The sequence below is a fragment of the Bartonella sp. DGB2 genome, assembly GCF_046843095.1.
Lineage (GTDB): Bacteria > Pseudomonadota > Alphaproteobacteria > Rhizobiales > Rhizobiaceae > Bartonella.
Genome location: NZ_CP177325.1, coordinates 762,989 through 786,526, shown reverse-complemented (window position 1 = coordinate 786,526; position 23,538 = coordinate 762,989). Strand labels below are relative to the sequence as shown.

General features: G+C 46.3%; 22 protein-coding genes. 14 read left to right on the top strand and 8 right to left on the bottom strand.

All coding sequences use genetic code 11. The annotated features are described in order from the left end of the window. The first annotated feature begins 6 nt into the window (after positions 1-6). The 12 genes from ACK28X_RS04390 (at position 7) to hisIE (ending at position 9,789) form a co-directional block, all read left to right on the top strand. Positions 7-330 (top strand): lipopolysaccharide assembly protein LapA domain-containing protein, encoded by a 324-nt coding sequence (locus ACK28X_RS04390; protein ID WP_412057246.1) that lies wholly within the window; start codon positions 7-9, stop codon positions 328-330. A gap of 4 nt (positions 331-334) precedes the next feature. Then, a complete protein-coding gene (locus ACK28X_RS04385; protein ID WP_412057245.1) occupies positions 335-1,357 on the top strand; it encodes an RsmD family RNA methyltransferase in 1,023 nt (340 codons plus the stop codon). After that, complete coding sequence (locus tag ACK28X_RS04380; RefSeq protein ID WP_412057244.1) at positions 1,350-2,192, top strand: TrmH family RNA methyltransferase; 843 nt, start codon at positions 1,350-1,352, stop codon at positions 2,190-2,192. Before ACK28X_RS04385 ends, ACK28X_RS04380 begins: the two co-directional genes overlap by 8 nt. A gap of 73 nt (positions 2,193-2,265) precedes the next feature. After that, entirely contained in the window at positions 2,266-2,679 is a 414-nt protein-coding gene (gene lspA / locus ACK28X_RS04375) for a signal peptidase II (RefSeq protein WP_412057243.1), read from the top strand. A 205-nt stretch (positions 2,680-2,884) separates the two neighbouring features. Then, positions 2,885-3,784, top strand: coding sequence for an ATP phosphoribosyltransferase (hisG, locus tag ACK28X_RS04370; protein WP_412057242.1), 900 nt, complete (start codon positions 2,885-2,887; stop codon positions 3,782-3,784). 9 nt (positions 3,785-3,793) lie between these two features. Beyond that, positions 3,794-5,089 (top strand): histidinol dehydrogenase, encoded by a 1,296-nt coding sequence (gene hisD / locus ACK28X_RS04365; protein WP_412057241.1) that lies wholly within the window; start codon positions 3,794-3,796, stop codon positions 5,087-5,089. A gap of 23 nt (positions 5,090-5,112) precedes the next feature. Further along, positions 5,113-6,177, top strand: coding sequence for a histidinol-phosphate transaminase (gene hisC, locus ACK28X_RS04360; RefSeq protein WP_412057240.1), 1,065 nt, complete (start codon positions 5,113-5,115; stop codon positions 6,175-6,177). Further along, positions 6,170-7,078: an imidazoleglycerol-phosphate dehydratase HisB gene (hisB, locus tag ACK28X_RS04355; protein ID WP_412057239.1), complete on the top strand. Its 909-nt coding sequence runs from the start codon at positions 6,170-6,172 to the stop codon at positions 7,076-7,078. The genes hisC and hisB overlap by 8 nt, the downstream gene beginning before the upstream one ends. Next, on the top strand, positions 7,078-7,674 hold the full coding sequence (gene hisH / locus ACK28X_RS04350; RefSeq protein WP_412057238.1) for an imidazole glycerol phosphate synthase subunit HisH: 597 nt from the start codon (positions 7,078-7,080) through the stop codon (positions 7,672-7,674). The genes hisB and hisH overlap by 1 nt, the downstream gene beginning before the upstream one ends. Beyond that, complete coding sequence (gene hisA / locus ACK28X_RS04345; protein WP_412057237.1) at positions 7,671-8,408, top strand: 1-(5-phosphoribosyl)-5-[(5-phosphoribosylamino)methylideneamino]imidazole-4-carboxamide isomerase; 738 nt, start codon at positions 7,671-7,673, stop codon at positions 8,406-8,408. Before hisH ends, hisA begins: the two co-directional genes overlap by 4 nt. Beyond that, on the top strand, positions 8,390-9,163 hold the full coding sequence (gene hisF / locus ACK28X_RS04340; RefSeq protein ID WP_412057236.1) for an imidazole glycerol phosphate synthase subunit HisF: 774 nt from the start codon (positions 8,390-8,392) through the stop codon (positions 9,161-9,163). Before hisA ends, hisF begins: the two co-directional genes overlap by 19 nt. After that, positions 9,160-9,789: a bifunctional phosphoribosyl-AMP cyclohydrolase/phosphoribosyl-ATP diphosphatase HisIE gene (gene hisIE, locus ACK28X_RS04335; RefSeq protein WP_412057235.1), complete on the top strand. Its 630-nt coding sequence runs from the start codon at positions 9,160-9,162 to the stop codon at positions 9,787-9,789. Before hisF ends, hisIE begins: the two co-directional genes overlap by 4 nt. Here hisIE and dnaJ read toward each other — a convergent pair. The 3 genes from dnaJ to ACK28X_RS04320 all read right to left on the bottom strand — a co-directional run bounded on the left by dnaJ (position 9,786) and on the right by ACK28X_RS04320 (position 14,070). Continuing rightward, positions 9,786-10,913 (bottom strand): molecular chaperone DnaJ, encoded by a 1,128-nt coding sequence (dnaJ, locus tag ACK28X_RS04330; protein ID WP_412057234.1) that lies wholly within the window; start codon positions 10,911-10,913, stop codon positions 9,786-9,788. The genes hisIE and dnaJ overlap by 4 nt on opposite strands. Positions 10,914-11,099: 186 nt before the next feature. Next, a complete protein-coding gene (dnaK, locus tag ACK28X_RS04325) occupies positions 11,100-13,019 on the bottom strand; it encodes a molecular chaperone DnaK (protein ID WP_412057233.1) in 1,920 nt (639 codons plus the stop codon). A 196-nt stretch (positions 13,020-13,215) separates the two neighbouring features. Further along, entirely contained in the window at positions 13,216-14,070 is an 855-nt protein-coding gene (locus ACK28X_RS04320; RefSeq protein WP_412057232.1) for an LOG family protein, read from the bottom strand. Between the two features lie 70 nt (positions 14,071-14,140). On the opposite strand from ACK28X_RS04320, the gene dapD reads away from it, so the two are divergent. Then, on the top strand, positions 14,141-14,989 hold the full coding sequence (gene dapD / locus ACK28X_RS04315; RefSeq protein ID WP_412057231.1) for a 2,3,4,5-tetrahydropyridine-2,6-dicarboxylate N-succinyltransferase: 849 nt from the start codon (positions 14,141-14,143) through the stop codon (positions 14,987-14,989). Positions 14,990-15,053: 64 nt separating this feature from the next. Here the strand turns inward: dapD and lepA are convergent, their stop codons facing one another. From lepA to ACK28X_RS04290, 5 genes are all read right to left on the bottom strand, one after another. Beyond that, the gene (gene lepA / locus ACK28X_RS04310) at positions 15,054-16,859 is read right to left on the bottom strand and encodes a translation elongation factor 4 (protein ID WP_412057230.1); all 1,806 of its coding nucleotides are present in this window, start codon (positions 16,857-16,859) and stop codon (positions 15,054-15,056) included. Positions 16,860-16,938: 79 nt separating this feature from the next. Further along, entirely contained in the window at positions 16,939-17,865 is a 927-nt protein-coding gene (locus ACK28X_RS04305) for a DMT family transporter (RefSeq protein WP_412057229.1), read from the bottom strand. 131 nt (positions 17,866-17,996) lie between these two features. After that, the gene (locus ACK28X_RS04300) at positions 17,997-18,788 is read right to left on the bottom strand and encodes a glutamine amidotransferase (RefSeq protein ID WP_412057228.1); all 792 of its coding nucleotides are present in this window, start codon (positions 18,786-18,788) and stop codon (positions 17,997-17,999) included. Positions 18,789-19,083: 295 nt separating this feature from the next. Next, entirely contained in the window at positions 19,084-20,778 is a 1,695-nt protein-coding gene (locus ACK28X_RS04295; RefSeq protein WP_412057227.1) for a heme biosynthesis protein HemY, read from the bottom strand. Between the two features lie 10 nt (positions 20,779-20,788). Beyond that, positions 20,789-22,138 (bottom strand): COG4223 family protein, encoded by a 1,350-nt coding sequence (locus tag ACK28X_RS04290; RefSeq protein WP_412057226.1) that lies wholly within the window; start codon positions 22,136-22,138, stop codon positions 20,789-20,791. A 291-nt stretch (positions 22,139-22,429) separates the two neighbouring features. Between ACK28X_RS04290 and tsaD the strand changes: the two genes are divergently transcribed. After that, a complete protein-coding gene (tsaD, locus tag ACK28X_RS04285) occupies positions 22,430-23,509 on the top strand; it encodes a tRNA (adenosine(37)-N6)-threonylcarbamoyltransferase complex transferase subunit TsaD (protein ID WP_412057225.1) in 1,080 nt (359 codons plus the stop codon). Positions 23,510-23,538 lie beyond the last annotated feature (29 nt).

Here is a 23,538-nt window from a genome sequence, read left to right as displayed (position 1 = left end):
AGACCTATGACAGTCAAACGCATCCTTGCCGCGATCATTCTTGTGCCCTTGGCGATCTTACTTATCGCCTTTATCATTGAAAATCGCGCTCCAGTCGCCCTTACCCTTAACCTTTTCGGTTTAGGGGGAAGCGACTTCAATTATGAGGCGCCGCTTTTTATCTGGCTATTTCTGTTTCTCATCCTTGGTCTTCTCATAGGTGGCGCTACTATTTGGCTCAGCCAACACAAATACCGTAAAGCGCTAAAGCATTGTCAAGCCGAGCTCCAAAGTATAAAGATGCAGGCTACCAAAAGGGAAAACCTTTCCTCCCCCTCAGCTACTATATAAATCGATGCCCAAGCACAAACCGCTCTCTCCTTCTTTATTGCCTCGCTCAGACTGCGTTCGCCAACCGCTCTCCGCTCCACCGCTTCTCAAACGGCGGGTAGGTGTTCTACCAGTTGAGCACGTGCCTCTCATCCTTGAAACAACTCCCAACAATGATTATGCCCTCGTTGACAGTGGCCATGGCCGCAAACTAGAGCGTTACGGTCCCTATCATATCATCCGCCCAGAAGGACAAGCGCTGTGGGCGCCTGCCGCGCCACCAAATTTTTGGCAAAAGGCCGATGCTATTTTTACCGGTAACATCGATGAAGAAGGCATGGGTCGCTGGCAATTCCCAAAACAAGCTTTGGGTGAAACGTGGCCCCTCACCTGGATGGGGCTGAATTTTTTCGGGCGATTTACTTCATTCCGCCACGTAGGCGTCTTTCCAGAGCAAGATGCCCATTGGCGCTTTCTTGAGCATCTACTCCAGCGCGCCCCAAAAAAGCTTAGGTCCCAAACACCTAAAAAGGTTTTAAATCTTTTTGGCTATACGGGACTTGCCTCACTTATTGCCGCGCGTAATGAAGCTCACGTCACACATGTTGATGCCTCCAAAAAAGCTATTTTATGGGCAAAGGAAAATCAACACCAAGCCGGCCTTACCGATAAGCCCATCCGCTGGATCTGCGACGATGCTATGAAATTTGTTGCCCGCGAAGCGCGCCGTCAAAGCCATTATGATCTTATACTTCTTGACCCCCCTGCTTACGGCCGTGGGCCCAATGGTGAAATTTGGCAAATTTTTGATCACCTCCCTCAACTTCTAGAATATTGCCGCACCCTTTTAACACAAAAACCTTTAGGCATCATCCTCACCGCTTATACAATCCGTTCTTCTTTTTATGGCATCCACACTCTATTGCGGGATACTATGGCCAACCATGGAGGCGTAGTAGAATCGGGCGAACTCATTTTACGAGAGGAAAGTGCAAACCGCGTCCTCTCTACCTCACTCTTTAGCCGCTGGATACATGAAAATGTCTGAAAAAATAGCCGGTAGCGTAAAAGAAATCAGCGCTACTTCCAACCCAATTATTAAAAATATCAAGGCATTAGCCCTAAAAAAACACCGCGATCAAGAAAAACTTTTTCTTGCCGAAGGTCTCAAATTAGTGCTCGATGCGTTCGAAGCAGGTTGGACGATCCACTATCTTTTATGTACCAAAACCGATCTCAATAACCCCCGAATCGAAAGAATAGCCGCCACAGCGCGCGCGTATGGGGCAATGATCATCCCCACAAATACTAAAGTTCTAAGCCACATCACGCGGCGCGATAACCCTCAAAACGTGATAGGGGTATTTAAACAAAAGTTCTACCCTCTACATACCTTGCAAGCAATCGATAAAACAGCGCTTTTCATTGGTCTAGATCGGGTGCGCGACCCCGGCAATCTTGGTACCATCATCCGCACCGCTGACGCCATAGGTGCAGCTGGTGTCCTATTAATTGATGAAACCACAGATCCGTTTTCGTTTGAAGCAGTACGTGCTACCATGGGCTCACTTTTTACGGTGCCTCTCTATCGAATAAAAAGTAGCGATTTTTCAAATTTTGCACAAAATTTTCAGCAAAAATTCTCTGGTCGCATCATCGGAACGCACCTCAAAGGAGCTATAGACTATCGCAGCGTTGAATATAAAAACAGCCCCCTTCTCTTACTTATGGGCAATGAACAAAAGGGCTTAAGCGAGCTCTTAGCTGCCCAATGTCAACACCTTGTTCGGATCCCACAGATCGGCCAAGCAGACTCCCTTAACCTCGCCGTAGCCACAGGAATCGTGCTCTATGAAATGCGCCGCCACCTCCTCACCCTATAGGTATAAAATATCCAAAAGCCGCCTTGCGCTTTCTTTCCTAATATTTCTCTTTTTAGTTAGCCTTGACCAAGTCGTGAAACATTGGATTTCCCACAACTTTATTTTAAATGAAGAACGGCCGCTTTTACCATTTTTATCACTTTATTACGTCCATAACTCTGGGGTAGCCTTTTCCTTATTTCATTACTTGCCTGGAACGGCCTTATTAACCATAAGCGCCCTTCTCAGCCTTACTATTTTATGGCTATATATTAAAATACCAAAAGATCATCTCTATCAACAATGGGGATTTCTAATTATTTTAAGCGGGGCGATAGGAAATCTCATTGATCGAGCTCGCTTTCACTATGTTATTGATTATATTTACTTTCATGTTCCCCCCTCTTTTTCTTTTGCTATTTTCAATCTTGCCGATGCTTTTATCAGCTTAGGTGCAGCTTTTATTATACTTGATGAAATTCGTCTTCTTTGGAAAAAAAAGAAGTAATTGCCATTTTATAAAACTTTGTATAAACTACATTTGTTATCGGAGGCTCTATGTCTATATCTTACCATCATCATTACCATTACAGTACCTAGTCTTTCAGGCAATGACAAGGCTGGAAGACGTTTGATCTTCCATTGATTAGAAAGCACCCGGAAGATCATCTTTCGGGTTTATTATTATCGCTTTCATAATCATTGGATACCTTATGTTAGAAACCAATCACCTCAAAATCGCCATCCAAAAATCTGGTCGCCTTAGCCAAGAAAGCCAAGACCTTCTACGTTATTGCGGTATTAAATTTCCCCTTGATTCCCATAAATTAATCCTTATCGCCCGTAATATGCCGATAGATGTTTTACGCCTACGCGATGAAGACATCCCCGAATTAATCATGGATGGGGTAATCGACTTAGGCGTTGTAGGGGAAAACATTATTCAAGAAGCGGTGCTTGCGCGCCAAGCGCGCGGTGAGATTGCTGCTTATCAGCATTTGCGCCGCCTTGATTTTGGCGATTGTCGCCTATCATTAGCCGTGCCAGAAGAACATAGCTTCACCAGCCTTTCAGACCTTGCGGGGAAACGCATCGCTACTTCTTATCCTTTCACACTCAAAAACTATTTATCTGAGAAAGGCATTAATTTTCATCCTTGTCTGTTAAATGGTGCAGTAGAAATCGCCCCACGCACGGGTCTTTCTGATGCTATTTTCGACCTTGTCTCAAGCGGTGCTACCCTTGAAGCACATGGCTTGCGAGAAGTTGAAATCATCGCCCGCTCAAAAGCTTGCCTCATCCAAAGAGAAGGGTTTATTGACCCCGAGAAACAGTCCCTAATTGATAAGTTATTGTTACGCATCGGGGGCACCATCCAAGCGCGGGAATCTAAATATATCATGCTCCACGCCCCTTGCGACTATCTCGACGAAATTATCGCTCTCCTACCCGGGGCAGAACAACCAAGCATCTTGCCACTTGTCAATGATGAAAGCCGCGTAGCCCTTCACATGGTTAGCAGTGAAAACCTCTTTTGGGAAACCATGGAGCAACTTAAAGTGCTAGGCGCTAGCTCCATCCTTGTTTTACCTATAGAAAAAATGCTTATCTAGGAACAGATCATGCTGACCTTCCCCCTTTATGAATGGCAAAAAGCCTCGCCCGCTCAACAAAAAACCCTTTTGCGCCGCCCAACCTGTAGCGGAAGCGAGCACTTAACCCAAAGCGTTAACACCATTTTAACTGATGTGAAAAACCGAGGTGATGAAGCACTTTTCTACTATAGCCAATGTTTTGACCATATTACCTTAGAGCATTTACGCCTCCCTTTTCCTATAGAGTTGCCTCAGACATCTTCACTCACATCTTCCTTCAAGGCTGCCCTCTCTGAGGCAGCTAAAAACATCCGATGCTTTCACCAAGCCCAAGCCCCCACCACCCTTACAATAGAGACGCAAACAGGGGTATTATGCGAACAAATCAGCCGCCCGCTTGAAACGATAGGACTTTATATACCAGGCGGCTCTGCGCCGCTTTTCTCAACTGTCCTCATGGTAGCAATTCCTGCCCAACTGGCTGGTTGTAGGCGACTTATCCTCTGCTCACCACCCCCTATTGATGCAAAAATTCTCTATGCCGCGCATATATGTGGCGTAGAAGAAATCTATCAGCTAGGGGGGGCACAGGCCATCGCCGCTATGGGTTTTGGTACGCAAAGCGTGCCCAAAGTTGATAAAATTTTTGGCCCTGGCAATGCTTATGTTACTGAAGCAAAAAGGCAAATTAGTCAAAGCCCTAACGGCACAACCATTGATATGCCAGCAGGCCCTTCTGAAGTATTAATCATCGCTGATGCCCAAGCCAATCCTGCCTTCATCGCCGCCGACCTTTTATCACAAGCCGAACATGGAGAAGACTCCCATTGTCTCCTAATCACTCCCAATAAAGCGCTAGCCCAAGCGGTCGAGGCAGCCATAAATCAACAATTGCCGCAGCTTAGTCGCGCAGAAATCGCCCGAAAAGCGCTTATCCAAAGCCGCTTCATCCTTTGTGCTGACCTTGCTCAAGCGGTAACAATTTCTAATTATTATGCGCCTGAACATCTGATCATTCACACAGAAACCCCGCGTGCTTTATTAAACAGCATCCAACACGCGGGCTCAATTTTCCTAGGCTCCTTTTCACCAGAAGTAGCGGGTGATTACGCATCTGGAACCAACCATGTTTTACCCACGGGTGGAGCTGCAAAAAATCACTCTTGCTTGGGTTTACAGGATTTTCAAAAGCGCCTTTACATCCAAGAACTTAGCCAAAAAGGCTTTAAAGCACTTGCCCCATCCTTGGAAATTCTAGCGGCCGCTGAAGGACTAGACGCTCATAAAGCAGCTGTCACATTACGCCTTCAGTCCTTAAATTAAAACAACACATGAAAGAATGCCCTATGAATATTGAGAACCTAGCCAGACAAGCAGTCCGCGATCTTGCCCCCTACGCCTCCGCTGGTCGACTAAAAGCCATAGGTGAAATATCGCTTAACGCTAATGAATGGCCAACTCCACCTTCCTTTCTTAAAGATGCCGCCTCTTTAAACCGTTACCCCCCCTTTCAAGACAGCTCCCTTCTCACAATTTATGGAACCTATGCTGGAGTGGAAAGCACGCAAATACTCACATGCCGCGGTGCAGATGAAGCAATTGACCTTCTCTTACGCTCCTTTTGCGAAGCAGGGCAAGATGCTATCATCACCTGCCCCCCGACCTATGGCATGTATGAGATCAGCGCTCAAATTTCAGGGGTTGAATGCCGCAAAATTCCAATGACTCCCAATTGGGACATTGATCTCAACGCCTTAGAAAAAAACTTGGCAAACGTCAAAATTGTTTTCCTCTGCAACCCCAACAACCCAACAGGTCAAGCCCTCGATCCAAAAGCTCTTGAAAGCATGCTGGAAATAACAAAAGACCGCGCTCTGCTTGTGATTGATGAAAGCTATGGCGAATTTTGCCCCGCTATCTCCTGCATTCCGCGCCTTCAAGCTAACCCCCATCTTGTAATTTTGCGTACATTATCAAAAGCCTTTGGCCTTGCAGGCATTCGTTGCGGTTTTGCCCTAGCCAACCCAAGCATCATTACGCTTCTTCGTAAAATTATCGCGCCCTATCCTGTCCCAACCCCTAGTCTCGCTATCGCGTACCGAGCCTTAACACCTGAAAACATCGCGCATATGCAAGAAAACGTCGCTTTATGCGCACGCGAACGAAACCGCTTAGCTGACGGCTTAATGAAATGCCCACAAATTGACACTGTCTACCCCAGTGTCACTAACTTTCTTTTATTTCGCGCCAAAGATAGCCACACCCTATGGAATGCTTTAGTAAACCGTGGCATTTTATTGCGTGATCAAAGTACAGGATATAGGCTCGAAAACTGTTTACGCGTGAGCATCGGCACGCCAGACGAAAACGCGCGTTTATTAGCGGTGTTAAAGGAGCTTGCAAATGCTTAATAAAACGCTTTATATTGACCCCGCTTGCTTAATCAAAACTAAGCAAAACGCTCTGATACCTTGGGCGCCCAAATTATTTCCAGCACTTTATCAATTGCAAAGATTAGGATACCGCTTCCAAGCTCTACCCACGAACATTACCCTACCAACCACCCTCTGGCAAGAACTAGCTGAGCAAGACATTCCCTTTATAAGGGCTGAAGGCTTCCCGCCCGCAGGGCTCATCATCCACCAAAAACATACCCCAATTCCGCCTACATCCAATACATTGCCTTATGATGAAAAAAAGGGTGGTTGGACGGCAATCGTTCAGCATTTACAAAATACCCAGCGCCATACCGAAATAGCGCGCCAAAGTCGAGAAACAAATGTAAGGGCTGAGATCTGGCTTGATCAGCCAGGTAAAATAAGCGTTGCGACAGGCATCGGCTTTTTTGACCACATGATTGAGCAAATCGCTACCCATAGCGGTATAAGCTTGCACCTCCATGCTTCGGGTGATCTTCATATTGATGATCACCATTTGGTGGAGGATTGCGGCCTTGTTCTGGGCACCGCCTTCCGACAGGCTTTGGGCGATAAATGCGGCATCGGACGTTTTGGTTTTATTCTTCCCATGGATGAATGCTTAGCTCGGTGTGTGCTTGATTTATCAGGACGCCCCTATTGCCGATATAAAGCGCGCTTTCAGCACCAATATATTGGCGAACTTAGCACACAAATGATTGGCCATTTCTTCTATTCCCTTAGCACCACACTTAAAGCGACCCTACACCTCAAAACCAAGGGTGAAAACGACCATCACAAAGCCGAAAGCTTATTCAAAGCCTTTGGCCGTGCTATGCGGCAAGCCATTCGTATTGAAGATACACAGCTCCCCTCCTCAAAAGGGATATTATAATGAAGATCACCATCATTGATACAGGTCTTGCTAATCTCTATTCTTTAAAGATAGCACTCAACCGCTTGGGCGTAGAGCCGACCATAAGTGCCGATGCGAAAGATATTCTCAACGCAGACCGTCTTTTTCTGCCGGGTGTAGGGGCAGCAGGCCCTGCTATGGCAACCCTTAAAAGCCGTGGTCTAGCAGAGCTCATCCCTCAATGCAAACAACCCCTACTGGGCATTTGTTTAGGTATGCAGCTTTTGGGGCAAAAAAGCAGTGAAAGTGGCGGTACCCCTCTCCTTAACATCATTGATGTTGCTTGCGAAAAACTTACAGCTCAACCTCCCCTAACTCTTCCACATATGGGTTGGAATCGCGTGAATCTCCACGCTGCCTCCCCCCTTTTCCGAGGCATCATCGCAGAAACGCATTTTTACTTTGTCCACAGCTTTCATTTTGCTCTCAACCCTTATATGATCGCCAGCACTAGTCACGGTGTCCCCTTCTGTGCGGCTATTGCACGCGATAATTTTTATGGGGTTCAATTCCATCCCGAACGCTCTGGTAAAGCGGGCGCTCAATTGCTCGAAAACTTTCTGGAGGCTTTATGATCATCCCAGCGCTTGACCTTTTCGATGGTACAATCATACGCTTAAAGCAAGGCGATTATCATAAGCAACAGCTCTATAAAGACACCCCGCTTGAAAAAATTAAAGCTTATGCCGCTGCTGGTGCGCCATTTATCCATCTCGTTGATTTAAGCGGTGCAAAATCCCCGCAAAACCGACAAATAAATTTACTCAGAAACCTTTTAGAGCACTCGCCCGTACCGCTACAAATCGGAGGCGGCATCCGGCATAAACACGAAATCAAAAACCTATTACAGGCTGGTGCCGCCCGCGTTGTAGTGGGATCTTTGGCGATTAGCGCAATGGAAGAGGTTAAACGATGGTGGAACGAATTTGGTCACGAACGTTTAGTTCTCGCTGTGGATATTCGGCAAACAGCAAAAGGCGAAAATAAAATTGCTATCCATGGCTGGCAAGACGCCACTCAAATTCATCTTGAAACCGTCATTGAAGCGTATCTCGCCCATGGACTGCATCATGTCTTGTGCACCGATATCAAGCGGGATGGTATGTTAAACGGACCCAATTTAGCGCTCTATCAGAAACTACACCGCTGCTACCCTTCATTAAAAATCCAAGCTTCGGGCGGTGTAGCAACCCTGTCTGATATCAGCCAGTTGCGCCGAAGCGGCGTAGATAGCGCGATTATAGGCCGCTCTTTACTAGATGGACACTATACTTATGAGGAGGCTATCCAATGTTGGCAAAACGGATAATTCCGTGCCTTGACGTTCATGATGGCGTTGTAGTGAAAGGCATACAATTTCGCAACCACCAAGTGGTAGGAGATATCGTTGAGCGCGCACAACACTACGCACGCGAAGGGGCCGATGAATTGGTCTTTTACGACATCAGCGCCGCAAGCGCAGGGCGGGTTGTCGATAAGGGCTGGGTTAAACGCGTAAGCGCTGTACTAGACATTCCCTTTTGCGTAGCAGGTGGTATTACGAGTGTAGAAGACGCAGCTGAAATTTTTTCCCATGGGGCCGACAAAATTTCCATTAATTCCCCGGCTCTAGCCAACCCCGATTTAATTAACCAATTAACAGCACGCTTTGGCAGCCAGTCGCTCGTCATCGGTATTGATAGTTGGTTTGAAAAGGATCAAAACCGCCTTTGTGTTTATCAATATACAGGCAATGAAGGCCAAAGTCGGGCTACTGATTGGACGGTTGAAGCATGGATAAACGAAGTCCAAACCCGCGGCGCTGGCGAAATAGTAGTAAATGTCATGAACGAAGATGGCATGCGCCAGGGCTATGACATAAATCAATTGGCGCGGTTGCGCTCCCTCTGCCATGTGCCGCTCATCGCCTCTGGTGGCGCCGGTGCGTACCACCATTTCCGCGATGTTTTTCTCGATGCACAAGTGGATGGCGCACTTGCCGCCTCGGTGTTTCACCATGAGCTCATCACAATCCCCTCCCTTAAAGCCTATCTTTCAAGCCAACAGATTGAGGTCAGACAATGACACAGCCCCCCCTGCCTGACCTTGATTGGTCTAAAGGCAATGGTCTTTTGCCCGCCATCGTTCAAAATGCTACAACAGGCCAAGTCTTAATGTTGGGCTATATGAATGCTGCCGCGCTTGAAAAAAGCTTAACAAGCGGTTATGTTACCTTTTATTCACGAAGCAAACAGCGTCTTTGGATCAAGGGCGAAACATCAAAAAACCGCTTGCGCCTTATACGCATCCTCCCTGATTGCGATGCTGATAGTTTGCTTATCCTCGCCCACCCTCAAGGCCCTACCTGTCATAAAGGCACGCAAAGCTGCTTTATAGGCCAACCTTATGATACGCTCTTTCTCCATAAGCTTGAGTCTCTCATCCAAGCGCGCCAAACAGAAAGCGAAACCGGAGATACGACGAATTCTTATACAAAGCAGTTATTCCTTGCAGGCCGCCAAAGGATTGCCCAAAAGCTTGGAGAAGAGGGAGTAGAAGTTGCTTTAGCAGCTGCAGTAGGCGACAAAGCTGCCCTCAAAGAAGAGTCAGCCGATCTTCTCTACCACCTATTGGTTTTGCTTGCAGACCAAGGTCTTAATCTCACAAACGTTATCCAAACCTTGGAGAGGCGCCACCATAACCAAATTTAAATATTCTTCTCAAAAAACTCTTTCATCCGCGCAAAAAAACCATGCGATTGTGGCGAGTTTTCATCATTAGAAATTTTTTGAAATTCTTGTAATAGTTCACGCTGTTTTTTGGTCAAATTCTGGGGCGTCTCAACCATCACTTGAATATAAAGATCTCCATATAGGGATTGATTCATTACCGGCATACCTTTACCACGCAGACGGAAGTATTGGCCATTTTCTGTCCCTTCTGTCACACTCACACGGCTTTTCCCCCCGCCTAAAGTCGACACCTCAAATTCTCCACCCAAAGCAGCCGTAATCATAGATAAAGGCACTTGACAGTGCAGATCTGCTCCATCTCGACGAAAAATTTCGTGCGGGGTAATAGATAAGAAAATATAAAGATCTCCTGACTCACCGCCTCGCAGGCCAGCCTCCCCTTCACCACGCAAACGAATCCGAGTGCCATCATCAATCCCCGCAGGAATATCTACCTTCAAACTACGTTCTTCCTCCACGCGTCCATGACCATGACATTTTTCACAAGGATCAGTAATAATCGCCCCGCGCCCCTGACAAGTAGGGCAAGTACGCTCCATAGTAAACAGGCTTTGGATCTTTACCCGCCCCGCCCCATGACAAGTTATACATGTTTTAGGTTTAGCACCTGCTTTTGCCCCAGTTCCGGAACAAACATCACAGGCTTTGCTCACGGGCAGACGGATATGGGCTTCTTTACCCTGATATGCCTCCTCAAGCGAGATCTCCATATTGTAACTCAAATCAGCGCCACGTTCGCGGCCATCTCGCCGGCGGCGCCCACCTCCCATCATCTCGCCAAAGAAATCTTCAAAAATATCGCTAAAACCGCCATGAGCGCGAAAGCCCCCACCAAATCCTCCATTTCCACGGCCACCGTTTTCAAAAGCTGCGTGGCCATAACGATCATACGCCGCACGCTTTTGCGGATCTTTTAAAACTTCATATGCCTCGCCAATTTCTTTAAACTTGTGCTCGGCTTCCTTATCATCGGGGTTACGGTCAGGATGATAACGCATAGCCAATTTACGAAAAGCCGATTTTAAAGTCTTTTCATCACAATCACGGCTGACACCAAGCATTTCATAATAATCAACCTTCATTCTCTTTATCCTATGCTTAAAGCGCGCGTAACCCGCACTCTTTTAAAAAATACCATGCCTGTATCTCCCCAATCATAAATACATGCCATGCCTATTGGCTAAGCATTTATGCCCGATTGGCCATAAGCAAATGGCGAAACGAAAGCGCGGCCCAAGGGGCCGCGCTTTACTAAAGCCAAAAAGCACTTATTTCTTTTTATCATCAATTTCTTCAAAATCGGCGTCTACCACATCTTCAGCTGGAGCTTGCGCCCGCATGTCAGCTTTAGCATCAGCTTCAGCTGCTGCTGCTTCCGCAGCTTGTGAGGCTTCATACATAGCTTGGCCTAACTTCATACTGACTTCAGCCAAACTTTGCGTCTTCGTGGTAATTTCTTGTGCATCCTCACCGCTCAGAGCTTGTTTTAAGTCAGCAAGAGCTGCCTCAATCGCAGCTTTATCCTCTGCCGAAACCTTATCTCCATATTCACCCAAGGACTTTTCAGTAGAATGAATCAGAGTCTCGGCTTGGTTTTTGGCTTCCACCCCTTCGCGACGCTTTTTATCTTCCGAAGCGTGGATCTCAGCATCTTTGACCATTTTTTCAATGTCCTCATCGCTCAAACCACCTGAGGCTTGAATACGAATTTGATGCTCTTTTCCCGTTCCCTTATCTTTTGCGGAAACATTAACAATCCCGTTCGCGTCAATATCAAAGGTCACCTCAATCTGTGGCATACCGCGCGGTGCAGGTGGAATTCCCACAAGATCAAATTGCCCCAATAACTTATTATCAACAGCCATTTCGCGCTCCCCTTGGAAAACACGAATGGTCACAGCGCTTTGATTATCATCGGCAGTAGAAAAGGTTTGCGATTTCTTGGTAGGAATAGTGGTATTACGTTCAATCAAGCGCGTAAAGACACCGCCCAAGGTCTCAATCCCCAAAGATAGCGGTGTGACATCCAGCAATAAGACATCCTTCACATCACCCTGCAAAACGCCAGCCTGAATAGCGGCTCCCATCGCCACCACTTCGTCAGGATTTACACCCTTATGGGGCTCTTTTCCAAAAAAGTTTTTCACCACTTCTTGGATTTTAGGCATGCGGGTCATCCCACCCACTAGAACCACTTCATCAATTTCACCAGCGTTAAGACCGGCATCTTTCAAAGCTGCTTTACAAGGCTCAATAGTACGTTGAACAAAATCCTCTACCAAATTTTCAAACTTGGCGCGGGTTAGCTTCATCGTCAAGTGTTTAGGACCCGATTGATCAGCCGTAATAAAAGGCAGATTAATCTCAGTCTGCTGTGAGGAAGAAAGCTCAATCTTTGCTTTTTCAGCTGCTTCTTTCAAGCGCTGTAAGGCCAATTTATCATTTTTCAGATCAATGCCCTGCTCCTTTTTAAACTCATCAGCAAAATAGCTCACAAGCCGCATGTCAAAATCTTCGCCCCCAAGGAATGTGTCCCCGTTGGTTGATTTAACTTCAAACACACCATCCCCGATTTCAAGAATAGAAATATCAAAGGTTCCACCGCCCAAGTCATAAACGGCGATTGTCTTTCCATCCTTCTTATCAAGGCCATAAGCCAAGGCAGCAGCGGTAGGCTCATTAATAATCCGTAAGACTTCTAATCCCGCAATCTTACCAGCATCTTTAGTGGCTTGGCGTTGAGCATCGTTGAAATAAGCAGGAACAGTAATCACCGCTTGCTCTACTTTTTCTCCCAAATAGGCTTCCGCGGTTTCTTTCATTTTTTGCAAAGTCATGGCTGAAATCTGCGAGGGCGAATAGCTTTGACCATCGACCCCCACCCAAGCATCGCCATTATCACCTTTAACAATTTTATAGGGAACAAGACCCTTGTCTTTTTCCACCATCGGGTCATCAAATCGGCGTCCAATCAAACGTTTAACCGCAAAAACCGTTCCCTCTGGATTGGTCACAGCTTGGCGTTTCGCAGGCTGCCCCACTAAACGTTCGCCCCCATCAGTAAAAGCAACAATAGAAGGGGTGGTGCGTGCCCCCTCAGAATTTTCAATGACTTTTGCATTTGTGCCGTCCATCACGGCAACACAAGAATTTGTTGTTCCTAAATCGATACCGATTACTTTTGCCATTATTTTCTCCATCGAGCAAGCTGTCCAGACCTTGTGCTAAGCATTCTTCCGACAGCTCCTGTTAAAACCTCCGTTACAGCCATATAAAAGCCACAACAAACGCCATAAAGCCTATATAAGAGCGGCTTTTTGACGGCGCAAGGGGGAAAGAAAAAATCCGCACACCTTAAAAGGCATTACTGCCAAAACTTTGCCTTTATTCTGCCTCATTAGCCAAATCGTAAAAGTTACAAATATGGGAAAAACCTTCATCAGCGCTTTCAACATAGGTCAAAAGATCCAAATCACCAGGAGAAATTGTGCCCATTTTTTCTAAATATTCCAAATTCAAAGCACTTTGCCAAAAATCTTTGCCAAACATTAAAATAGGTATTCGTTTCATGCGTCCCGTGTGTATTAAAGTTAATGCCTCAAACAGCTCATCTAAAGTCCCATAGCCACCTGGGAAAATAGCAAGAACTTTTGCCCGCATCAAAAAGTGCATTTTCCGCATACCAAAATAATGAAAATTAAAACAAAGCTCCGGCGTTACATAAAGATTAGGCGCTTGCTCATGAGGCAAAACAATGTTTAAACCGATAGTAGGCGCTCCTTCATCTTGAGCGCCGCGGTTGCCCGCCTCCATAACCCCAGGCCCCCCGCCTGTAACAATTACAAATTCACGATATTGACTTTTAGCTCCGTAACGCGCGCAAAGTTGCGCAAAACGACGTGCTTCTTGATAGTACAATGAAAGCGCTTCCAAATTTTTCTTTTGTTCAGCCGTCTTGGCCGCCCAAGCGGGTGACCCTGGCTCTGGAATCCGCGCTCCTCCAAACAACACAACCGTTGAGCGTATCCCATAAGCCTCAATGCCCATTTCTGCTTTCAAAAGTTCAAGCCCAATACGTACCGATCGCAAAGCGCGTTGCGATAAAAAATCATAGTCTTGATAAGCTAACCGATAAGCCGATGACCGCGTCTGCGGTGTATTAGGGATCTCTATAGATGGCTCGTCTAATGCATCCGGCCGACGAAGTGGCGTCCAATCATCCTTTTTGTCTATCGTCATTTCTTATTCCTTTATTGACCCAAATTTCCTCTTACCCTAAACTCCATCTCCATAGATCTAGGAGACTAAGATGAACGATACTTCACAACTCGCAACCCTTATCGAACATGCCTTCGATAACAGTGCCAGCCTTGGCCCCACAACGCAAGGCGAAATCCGCGATGCTATCACCCATGCCCTTCAATTGCTTGATCAAGGTACATTGCGGGTAGCGGAACGACACGCTGATGGACAATGGCATGTCAACCAATGGCTAAAAAAGGCGGTTCTTCTCTCTTTTCGCCTTAATCCCATGGATTTAATTGAAGGCGGTCCTGGTGGCGCCACCTGGTGGGATAAAGTTTCATCAAAATTTGCCCATTGGCAAAAGGATGATTTTACAAACGCGGGTTTGCGAGCCGTTCCTGGCGCTATTGTCCGCCATTCAGCTTATATAGCCCCCGATGTGGTATTGATGCCCTCCTTTGTCAATCTTGGTGCTTATATTGGCGAAGGAACCATGGTTGACACTTGGGTCACCGTTGGGTCTTGCGCACAAATTGGGAAACATGTGCATTTATCGGGCGGAGTAGGCATTGGGGGAGTGCTTGAACCTCTGCAAGCAGGGCCCACTATTATTGAAGATAATTGTTTTATCGGGGCTCGGTCAGAAATCGTTGAAGGATGTATCATCCGCGAAGGAGCTGTTCTTGGCATGGGCGTCTATATTGGCCAATCCACCAAAATTATTGATAGAGAAACGGGTAAAGTTTTTTATGGTGAAGTCCCGCCTTATTCAGTAGTTGTTCCTGGTAGCCTCCCTGCTGCCCCAACCCAAAATAAACAATTAAATCCAAGCCTTTATTGCGCAGTTATCGTCAAACGTGTTGATGAAAAAACTCGGGCAAAAACTGCTATTAACGACTTGCTACGCTCTTAACCTACATACAAGGCGCCTTTCGGGGCGTCTTACGCACATTGCCCGAAGATCCGCTTTAACTAAATCAATCATTCATTTTTAAAGCATGGATAAAAGCTTCTTGAGGGATCTCCACCTTACCAAATTGTCTCATTCGCTTTTTCCCCTCTTTCTGCTTTTCCAAAAGTTTGCGCTTACGGCTTACGTCCCCACCATAACATTTAGCCGTTACATCCTTGCGTAAAGCTCGAATTGTCTCGCGCGCGATAATCTTACCGCCAATCGCCGCTTGAATGGGAATCTGAAACATATGTTGGGGAATAAATTCTTTCAGCTTTTCGCACATAGCGCGGCCACGCTTTTCAGCTGCACCGCGGTGTACCAGAACGGATAAAGCATCAACCGGCTCGCTATTAACCAGAATACTCATCTTTACCAAATCGCCCTCGCGATAATCAGCAATCTGATAATCAAATGACGCATAGCCTTTTGAAATGGATTTTAAACGATCATAAAAATCAAATACCACTTCATTAAGAGGTAAGTCATAAGCCACCATAGCGCGGGTACCAACATAAGAAAGGTCAACCTGCACACCACGCCTCTCTTGGCATAATTTTAGTACCGCCCCTAAATACTCATCGGGCGTCATAATCGTAGCGCGAATCCATGGCTCCTCAATGGCAGAAATTTGCATAATATCAGGCATATCAGCGGGGTTATGCAACTCTTTTACCGTGCCATCCTGCATGACCATCCGATAGATAACTGAGGGCGCTGTTGCAATCAAATCCAATTGAAATTCACGCTCTAAACGCTCTTGAATAATCTCCAAATGTAAGAGACCTAAAAACCCACAACGAAAGCCAAAGCCCAAGGCGGCTGAACTTTCCATCTCAAAGGAAAAACTCGCGTCATTTAAACGCAATTTACCCATAGCCGTGCGTAAATCATCAAAATCAGCAGCGTCCACTGGAAAAAGTCCACAAAAAACAACTGGCTGAGCTGGTTTAAATCCTTCTAGCATACCAGCGGTAGGACGGCGATCTTCAGTAATCGTATCACCCACCCGCGTATCAGCCACCTCCTTGATTGAAGCAGTAATAAAACCAAGTTCACCAGGCCCTAAGCTTTCTACGGTTGTCATCTTCGGCGTAAACACCCCAACATGCTCGACGGGGTAACGTGCTCCTGTGCCCATCATCCGTATAGTTTGGCCCTTTTTTAACTCACCGTCTACCACACGCACTAGCACAATCACGCCCAGATAAACGTCATACCAACTATCTACCAACATCGCCTTCAATGGCGCCTCGCGCTTACCCGTAGTGGGCGCAGGCAACCGAGTGACAATCGCTTCCAAAACCTCAGCAATCCCCAAGCCAGTTTTAGCAGAAATGAGCACCGCATCCGAAGCATCAATACCGATCACATCTTCAATCTGCTCTTGAATGCGCACAGGTTCGGCGGCAGGAAGATCCACTTTGTTGAGAACCACGACTAACTCATGATTATTATCAATCGCTTGATACACATTAGCCAAAGTCTGGGCTTCTACCCCTTGGCTTGCATCCACCACTAAGAGCGAACCCTCACAAGCAGCGAGCGAGCGCGAAACCTCATAAGCAAAATCAACATGACCAGGCGTATCAATCAAATTAAGAATATAGGTTTCACCATCCTTAGCCCGATAAGCTAAGCGCACAGTTTGTGCTTTGATAGTAATACCACGCTCACGCTCAATATCCATAGAATCGAGAACTTGGTCTTTCATCTCACGACTATCGAGCCCCCCCGTCATCTGGATAAGGCGATCAGCCAATGTCGACTTCCCATGGTCAATATGGGCTATGATAGAAAAATTACGGATATATTTAGGATCAATCATCATCAGAACGGTTTAGAAGGAATAACATGTCAGGTAAAGATTTTTTTCAAACAGAGTTATCTAGAAAGGAGCCCATATCCCCTCATTCCACCTCCATAGCCTGCTTCCTTGTTGCCCATTGCGATGGACGCAATTCCGCTACCAAAATACCTAGCAAAATAAAAAAAGCTCCTAATAAGGCCAAAGGGCCAAGCCGTTCGCCTGCTACACGCCCTGCAACGCCAGCCCATACCGGCTCTCCAGCATAAATAATAGTAGCTCGAGTAGGAGAAACATATTGTTGTGCCCAATTTACAATCATTTGAATAAGAGCACTGATACAAGCCATAGAAAAAGCCGCCCATACCCACACCCAAGAAAATTCCGGCACCGCCTCACCCGAAAAAGGCATAGCAATCAACGAAAAAAGCCCTCCAAAAAATAACTGCATAATTGTCACCCGCCGGCTATCAACCTTGGCCGAAAATAAACTGATCAAAATGATCTCAAATGCAACCCCTACTGCCCCAATCAGGGTCCAAATTTCGCCTTCAGAAAAATAGATAGCTCCAAGCCCTTGGCCAGAGATAAATAATAGGCCGATAAAAGCCAAAAAAACACCGATCCAGCTAGTCACACTTGGGCGTTTTTTTAAAAAAAACCACTGCAAAATAGGTACGATGGGCACATAAAGCGCCGTAATAAATGCCGATTGACTGCTGGTAACACTTTGTAAGCCAGCGGTTTGAGCACCATAGCCTACAAAAATAGAAGCCCCAATCACCATTCCAGCCCAACATTCATAAAGGGTAAGCGCACACAAATGTCGCCAAAATATTAGCGCGCACAAAAACGCCGCCAAAAAAAATCGCAGGCCAACAAAAAAAAGCGGGCCGCTATAGAGCATCGCTTGATGAACAATGAGAAATGTGACACCCCATATAGCCGTGATAGCACACAATGCCCATTCATGCCGGCTTAAAGCCCAAGATTTATTAACTTCCTGCCCAGTTTTTATCTCATCGACCACAGCTTATTTCATCCTTTTATCATCACAAAACTACCAAAATCTAAATCTATGCCTCTTAAATTCCACCGCCCATAGCCTTGCACCATACCTGTTCTTAAGAGTGAATATTATTCAAGCCTTAAAAGTTTAAGTCAAGCCAGATGAGTCCGTGCCAAGCCGAGCGAATCTGTCTCCACGCCATAAGGCGTGGAAAAAATCGAGCGCAAAGCCTGTTCTAGCCAATAGCGCAAAGCATGATCATAGAGAAAACGACCCGCTAAATGCGTACGCCCTGGTTGTGCGCCCTTCCCCTGAAACTCGTGAGCTCCGCATACTACCAAGCGCTGCATCATAGACCGAGTTAATTCTGGATGAAATTGCACCCCCCAAGCATGGCCATTATAGCGAAAGGCCTGCACAGGGTAAGTTCGGCTCCGCGCCAAAATTTGAGCCTCCTTTGGCAGGTCATAAATACCTTCATTATGGAAATGATATACCATTTTAGGCCAAGGCAACAAACCTTCGCCTTCTTTCGTTACCTCCAAAGGATACCAACCGATCTCGACCTCGCCATCAGCTTGACGACCAACGCAGCCGCCTGAACACCGAGCCAAAAGCTGTGCCCCAAGGCAAATACCCATAAACGGCTTCTGTGCAGCCAAAACGCGTTCAATCCACACTAATTCAGCCCGAATATAAGACTCATGGTCATCATTAGCGCTCATCGGCCCGCCAAAGACCACCACCCCGCTATAAGGGCTAAGATCTTCAGGCAATCTCTGACCTAAAGGAGGGCGATAAATATCAAGCGCAAACCCAGCCCCTTGTAAAAGTTGCCCCACTCGTCCTGGGCTAGAGGTGGCTTGATGCAAAACCACGGCAATCTTTGCCCCAGTTCGTGAACGGGGTCCGCTATAATCATCCAACACTATTGTCTCTGACATATCTCTCTCACCACTCCATTGCAGAAAGATTTAAAACCAAACTCGTAAAAACGTTCCCAAATATTCTAAAGCCCTATCCAAAAAAATCAAAATCGCATAAATCCTTAATTATACAGATACTATCTTATATATAATAATCATTAATTTATAACTATCAATACTTATAAATAATTAAGTAATTATCTAAATATTGAAAAAAATATTCTATTCATCTTACAAAAGAGAGCATAATTTTTAAACTTTCGCCATATTTTAAAAATAATCTATCTTCCACATCAGCCGCTATCCTAAACAATCAATAAAACACATTGTCCTTATCTTTCTTATCAGAAGAAATAACACCTGGATCATCAACATTAAGCCGCGTGAGTAGAGAGGAGGACTCTTTGTACCCCTCTTCAGCCTCAATTTCATCAGGAGCGGCGGGCATCAATACAGTTTGATTTTGCCTCACCTCGCTTAATTCAGAAAGCATCGTAGCTGAAGCGATGGCCTCCCTAGAGGGCTCCATTGATGAACCAGCTGGTGTCACGAACACTGTCTTATCCTCGTCTGTCGGCATTTGACCAAACGCTTTTTCCACTTTCCTGCTCTCCGCAGGCGTTGGAAGCACATCGTTACCTTCTATCAAAGGCTCGTTATTCGCCAATAAATCGCCCTGTAGCGTAACAAGACCATCAATGGTCCCTGATGCTAAATAAGGCGAAGACGACCGCATCGCAGGCACCTGCCATACAAAACAATCGAAGCGACCGCTCAAAGGTGAAACAGGAGCCCATTCTTCAAATATCGCGCCATCAGCCATCCAAACAGGGCTCCATTCGGCTCGTAAAGCTAAAGAAAGCCATTCCCGTACGCGGCCTTGATCATTACTTTGCACATCTTCAATCGCAGCCAACAAACTATAAGCATCCTGGCGAGGGTATAGTTTTACCGCCTTTTCAGCTGATTCACGCGCTAACTTAAAAGCGCCCGCTGCTAAAGCAGCACGCGCGACTGTCATTAAACTATAATATTCATCCCCTTGAAAAGACGCCAATTTCTGAGCGCGACGTAGACAATGCGTCGCTGGTAATTCAGACCGCAAATAAAGCGCCGCCAAATCTGGATGCGGCGCACGCTTCCAAGCTGCCTCCAAGAGCCTATCAGCGCGCCGTTTTTCATGAAATCTATACAAAATACCTGCCGCAGTACAACAGGCGGGAACAAAATCAGGCGCCAATTTATGAGCAGCTAACGCAGCTTTGCGTGCAGCTGCCAAATGGGTAGATATCAAGCTCCTCGCTTGAGCCACAAGCAATACCGCCTTTTGCCGCCGATTCTCTGCGTGGCTTCGTTCAACGCGGGGTAAAGCTTTTTGGCGCCGTTCATAAAGCATCAGCGCCTGATCCCAAGATCCCTGCTCCGCGTAATGATCAAGCATTGCTTCATAAGCCCACACTAAATGCGGGGCAAGCACCTCAGCGCGCCGCGCATAATCCAACGCCTCGTCATGCTGGCCAGCTCTCTTTGCCGCCATAAACAAACCATAAAGCCCTAAAACTTCACTTCTGGGTGTCGCCAACATGTTTTGGTATAGGGCTGCAGCTCCCTCTTCATCATTGTCAAGAATCAAACTTTGAGCAGCCAAAAATTGCCCCAATGGCTCTTCTTCCATATTCAAATAATGAGGCAAGCGGCGTGCCAAGCGGCGTGCCATTTCCCGCTCACCCGAAAAAGAAGCTAAGAGCCCATCCACAAGCAGCCCGTAACCTTGCCTTAACTGCCTTTCCCGCCTTTTCTGGTACAATTTATAAGGCCACCGCCATACGCCGCCGATGAAAACCCACAAAATGGCCGATAATACTAAGAAACTAACTACTACTAGCAAAGATACACTAACGCGCATTTGACCAACATACACCACCAAAAGGCTATTATGGTTAGCGATAAAGGCAAAACACGCTCCTAAAAGCACCACAGCAATCAGGTAAAATAATACTCGAATCATTCTTTTACCTTCATAATTTGTCAATTAAACTTTGCTCAATAATATGGCTCACGATTTGCGAAGCCCAAGTTTTGGCATCACGACAAGCGATCAATTTTTTTACAAAATCATCAAAAGGTTTTCGCACATCTTCTGGCAAATTCTGCCATTCGCTCAAAGCGCGCCCGTAATCCCCATCGCCAATCGCGACTTCTATTCGTGCAACAATAGCATCTGGCTCTTGACCTGAAACCATGCCCATAGGACGCATAACAATGATATGACGGCCATAGGCTCTCAATTTATCCATAAAACTAGGATCTTTTGGTAGTTTCTGGCTATTTAGAACAATTTTATCAGCAATAGGAGAAAATTCTGCCAATAATTGCACCGTATTAGGAAGCCCCGACTCAGCATAAGCTTTCAAAGGAGCAACATCTTGCGGCGTCAGCGAAAGCGCTATGAAGCGCTCAAGGTCGCTTTGATAGGGAGTCCCAGACAAAATTGCCTCTCGCAAAACATCAGCGGCGTTTAATAAAGCTATGGTCTTCTTTGCTGTTGCCGCCTGATCATCAAAACGCCGTTGTAAATCCACCAATTGTTTTTGCTGCTGCGCAAATGTTTGCTCATAATGAGTTAATTGATTTTGCATCTCGTGCACACTTTGCACCGCCGCGGCTGCGTTTTTCTCCACCACAGTCACTTTTTGCATCCAAACATCTATCTCTGATTCAGAAAGACCCGCCGTCGCTTGTTTGTCTATCTTTAGAGCGCTGAAGTTTTTCTCTAACGTTGTCACTTGTTCTTTAAGCCCTGCTGCATCAGCTTTTATCGCCGTTACCGCATTTTGAACAAGATGCAAAGAATGGCCATTCGCGTCTATAGCCTTTTGCGCTGCTTCAAACTTACCCCCATAAACTATCCCCATTTTCATAGCGACATCTTGGTCTTGTCCCAGCTTATCAAGCCTTGTACTTATAGCTACAAGCTGGGCTTCATCGCCCTGAACAAACATTGACACTACGCCTGCCCTTTGCAATCCTATACCAAAAAGCAAAGCCATAACGCCCCCAATGAAACCAGCGCCTAAAAATGCAGCAAAACACCAGCCACGCCCATCCGAGCCAGCTTTACCACCTATCCCCTCCTCATCAGGGCGCCTACTAGCTTGAACTTCAGCTTGCCTATCGCCTTTCTTCAGTTTCTCTGTAACCTCGACTTCTTTTTCAACCATATCACGGCTTTGAGGCTGCACCTGCTCAACAGTGGGCGCATCAGGCAATGTTTTGTTCTTTTTTTCTAAAGGTTCAGACGCCTTCTCTGCGTCCTTTTTGGTTCCTTGTCCTGATAGCCGTGCTTTTGCAAATGGCTTTTCTGACATAGCGCCACTCCTCCTTCTAAGAATATAGGATAGTATAAAATAACCGCGCAAAATAAAAAGTTTAAATCATCCATCCCAACAAACGATCTCCCATTCACGGTAATAGACAAGCGGCAAAATATCATAAATTTCTCACACTGTGACACGATACCGGTTGCGCGTCAATTCATCTTCAAGCTAGGCACACACACACGCCCCCTTAGATATAAAACAAGTAAATTTTATAAGGAGATATTTCCATAAAATCCCGACCATGATAACATAGCGCCAAATATTAAGGATCATCTTAAAATGCACATTTTGGGAATAGAAACCAGTTGCGATGAAACCGCTGCAGCCATTATCTATCGACGCCCGTCAGGGCAAGTAGATATTTGTGCTAATGAAATATGGAGCCAAATTGACGACCATGCTCCTTATGGCGGCGTAGTGCCTGAAATCGCTGCCCGTGCCCATGTTAATATTTTAGACAAACTCATCAAAGCGGCTCTAAAAAAAGCGCAGCTTACCCTCAATGATATAGATGCTATAGCTGCTACTGCGGGTCCTGGCCTTGTGGGTGGACTGTTAGTAGGACTTATGAGCGCAAAAACCATCGCATTTGCCACCAAAAAACCCTTCATTGCTATTAATCACCTAGAAGGTCACGCTTTGGCCGTACAACTCGCCAATCCCTTACCTTACCCATACCTTCTTTTACTTATTTCTGGCGGCCATAGCCAATCAATCCTTGTCAAAGATTTTGGCCGCTATCAGAGACTAGGCACAACCATTGATGATGCTGTTGGTGAAGCCTTTGATAAAACAGCGAAATTATTGGGGCTTCCCTATCCTGGAGGGCCAGCCATTGAGGCTGCGGCTCGAAATGGCGACCCAAAGCGTCTTATTCTTCCTCATCCCCTCAAGGGCGAAAAACGCCATGATTTTTCCTTTTCAGGTCTAAAAACTGCTGTGCGCAAAGCTGCAACGTCCATGGCTCCCCTTAGCCGCCAAGATATTGCTGATATCAGCGCAAGTTTCCAAGCGAAAGTTGCCACCATTCTCGAAGAACGCGTAGAAGGAGCGCTTAGCCTTTTCCGCACCACATATCCACAAATCCTTAATCCCTCTTTCGTTGTAGCCGGCGGTGTAGCCGCCAACTATCTAATTCGCACACAGCTACAAAATTTATGCCAAAGACAAGGCTTTCGCTTTGTCGCCCCTCCCCCCAATCTATGCACTGATAATGCCGCAATGATTGCTTACGCTGGAGCTGAGCATTTCCTACGTGGCCAACAAAGCCCCCTTAATCAAGCGCCCCGCTCCCGCTGGCCGCTTGATGAACAAGCTATCCCCCTCATTGGCAGGGGAAGAAGAGGCGCCAAAGCATGATAACACACCTTACGCTTCATCCCGCACCA

Bases quoted from the DNA above. Each gene is read 5' to 3' on its own strand.
- ACK28X_RS04300 (WP_412057228.1), bottom strand. From the start codon at position 18,788: ATGTCAGAGACAATAGTGTTGGATGATTATAGCGGACCCCGTTCACGA.
- dapD (WP_412057231.1), top strand. From the start codon at position 14,141: ATGAACGATACTTCACAACTCGCAACCCTTATCGAACATGCCTTCGAT.
- ACK28X_RS04295 (WP_412057227.1), bottom strand. From the start codon at position 20,778: ATGATTCGAGTATTATTTTACCTGATTGCTGTGGTGCTTTTAGGAGCG.
- dnaK (WP_412057233.1), bottom strand. From the start codon at position 13,019: ATGGCAAAAGTAATCGGTATCGATTTAGGAACAACAAATTCTTGTGTT.
- ACK28X_RS04290 (WP_412057226.1), bottom strand. From the start codon at position 22,138: ATGTCAGAAAAGCCATTTGCAAAAGCACGGCTATCAGGACAAGGAACC.
- tsaD (WP_412057225.1), top strand. From the start codon at position 22,430: ATGCACATTTTGGGAATAGAAACCAGTTGCGATGAAACCGCTGCAGCC.
- ACK28X_RS04380 (WP_412057244.1), top strand. From the start codon at position 1,350: ATGTCTGAAAAAATAGCCGGTAGCGTAAAAGAAATCAGCGCTACTTCC.
- hisH (WP_412057238.1), top strand. From the start codon at position 7,078: ATGAAGATCACCATCATTGATACAGGTCTTGCTAATCTCTATTCTTTA.
- hisA (WP_412057237.1), top strand. From the start codon at position 7,671: ATGATCATCCCAGCGCTTGACCTTTTCGATGGTACAATCATACGCTTA.
- hisF (WP_412057236.1), top strand. From the start codon at position 8,390: ATGTTGGCAAAACGGATAATTCCGTGCCTTGACGTTCATGATGGCGTT.
- hisD (WP_412057241.1), top strand. From the start codon at position 3,794: ATGCTGACCTTCCCCCTTTATGAATGGCAAAAAGCCTCGCCCGCTCAA.
- hisC (WP_412057240.1), top strand. From the start codon at position 5,113: ATGAATATTGAGAACCTAGCCAGACAAGCAGTCCGCGATCTTGCCCCC.
- hisB (WP_412057239.1), top strand. From the start codon at position 6,170: ATGCTTAATAAAACGCTTTATATTGACCCCGCTTGCTTAATCAAAACT.
- lepA (WP_412057230.1), bottom strand. From the start codon at position 16,859: ATGATGATTGATCCTAAATATATCCGTAATTTTTCTATCATAGCCCAT.
- hisIE (WP_412057235.1), top strand. From the start codon at position 9,160: ATGACACAGCCCCCCCTGCCTGACCTTGATTGGTCTAAAGGCAATGGT.
- ACK28X_RS04385 (WP_412057245.1), top strand. From the start codon at position 335: ATGCCCAAGCACAAACCGCTCTCTCCTTCTTTATTGCCTCGCTCAGAC.
- ACK28X_RS04390 (WP_412057246.1), top strand. From the start codon at position 7: ATGACAGTCAAACGCATCCTTGCCGCGATCATTCTTGTGCCCTTGGCG.
- hisG (WP_412057242.1), top strand. From the start codon at position 2,885: ATGTTAGAAACCAATCACCTCAAAATCGCCATCCAAAAATCTGGTCGC.
- dnaJ (WP_412057234.1), bottom strand. From the start codon at position 10,913: ATGAAGGTTGATTATTATGAAATGCTTGGTGTCAGCCGTGATTGTGAT.
- ACK28X_RS04320 (WP_412057232.1), bottom strand. From the start codon at position 14,070: ATGACGATAGACAAAAAGGATGATTGGACGCCACTTCGTCGGCCGGAT.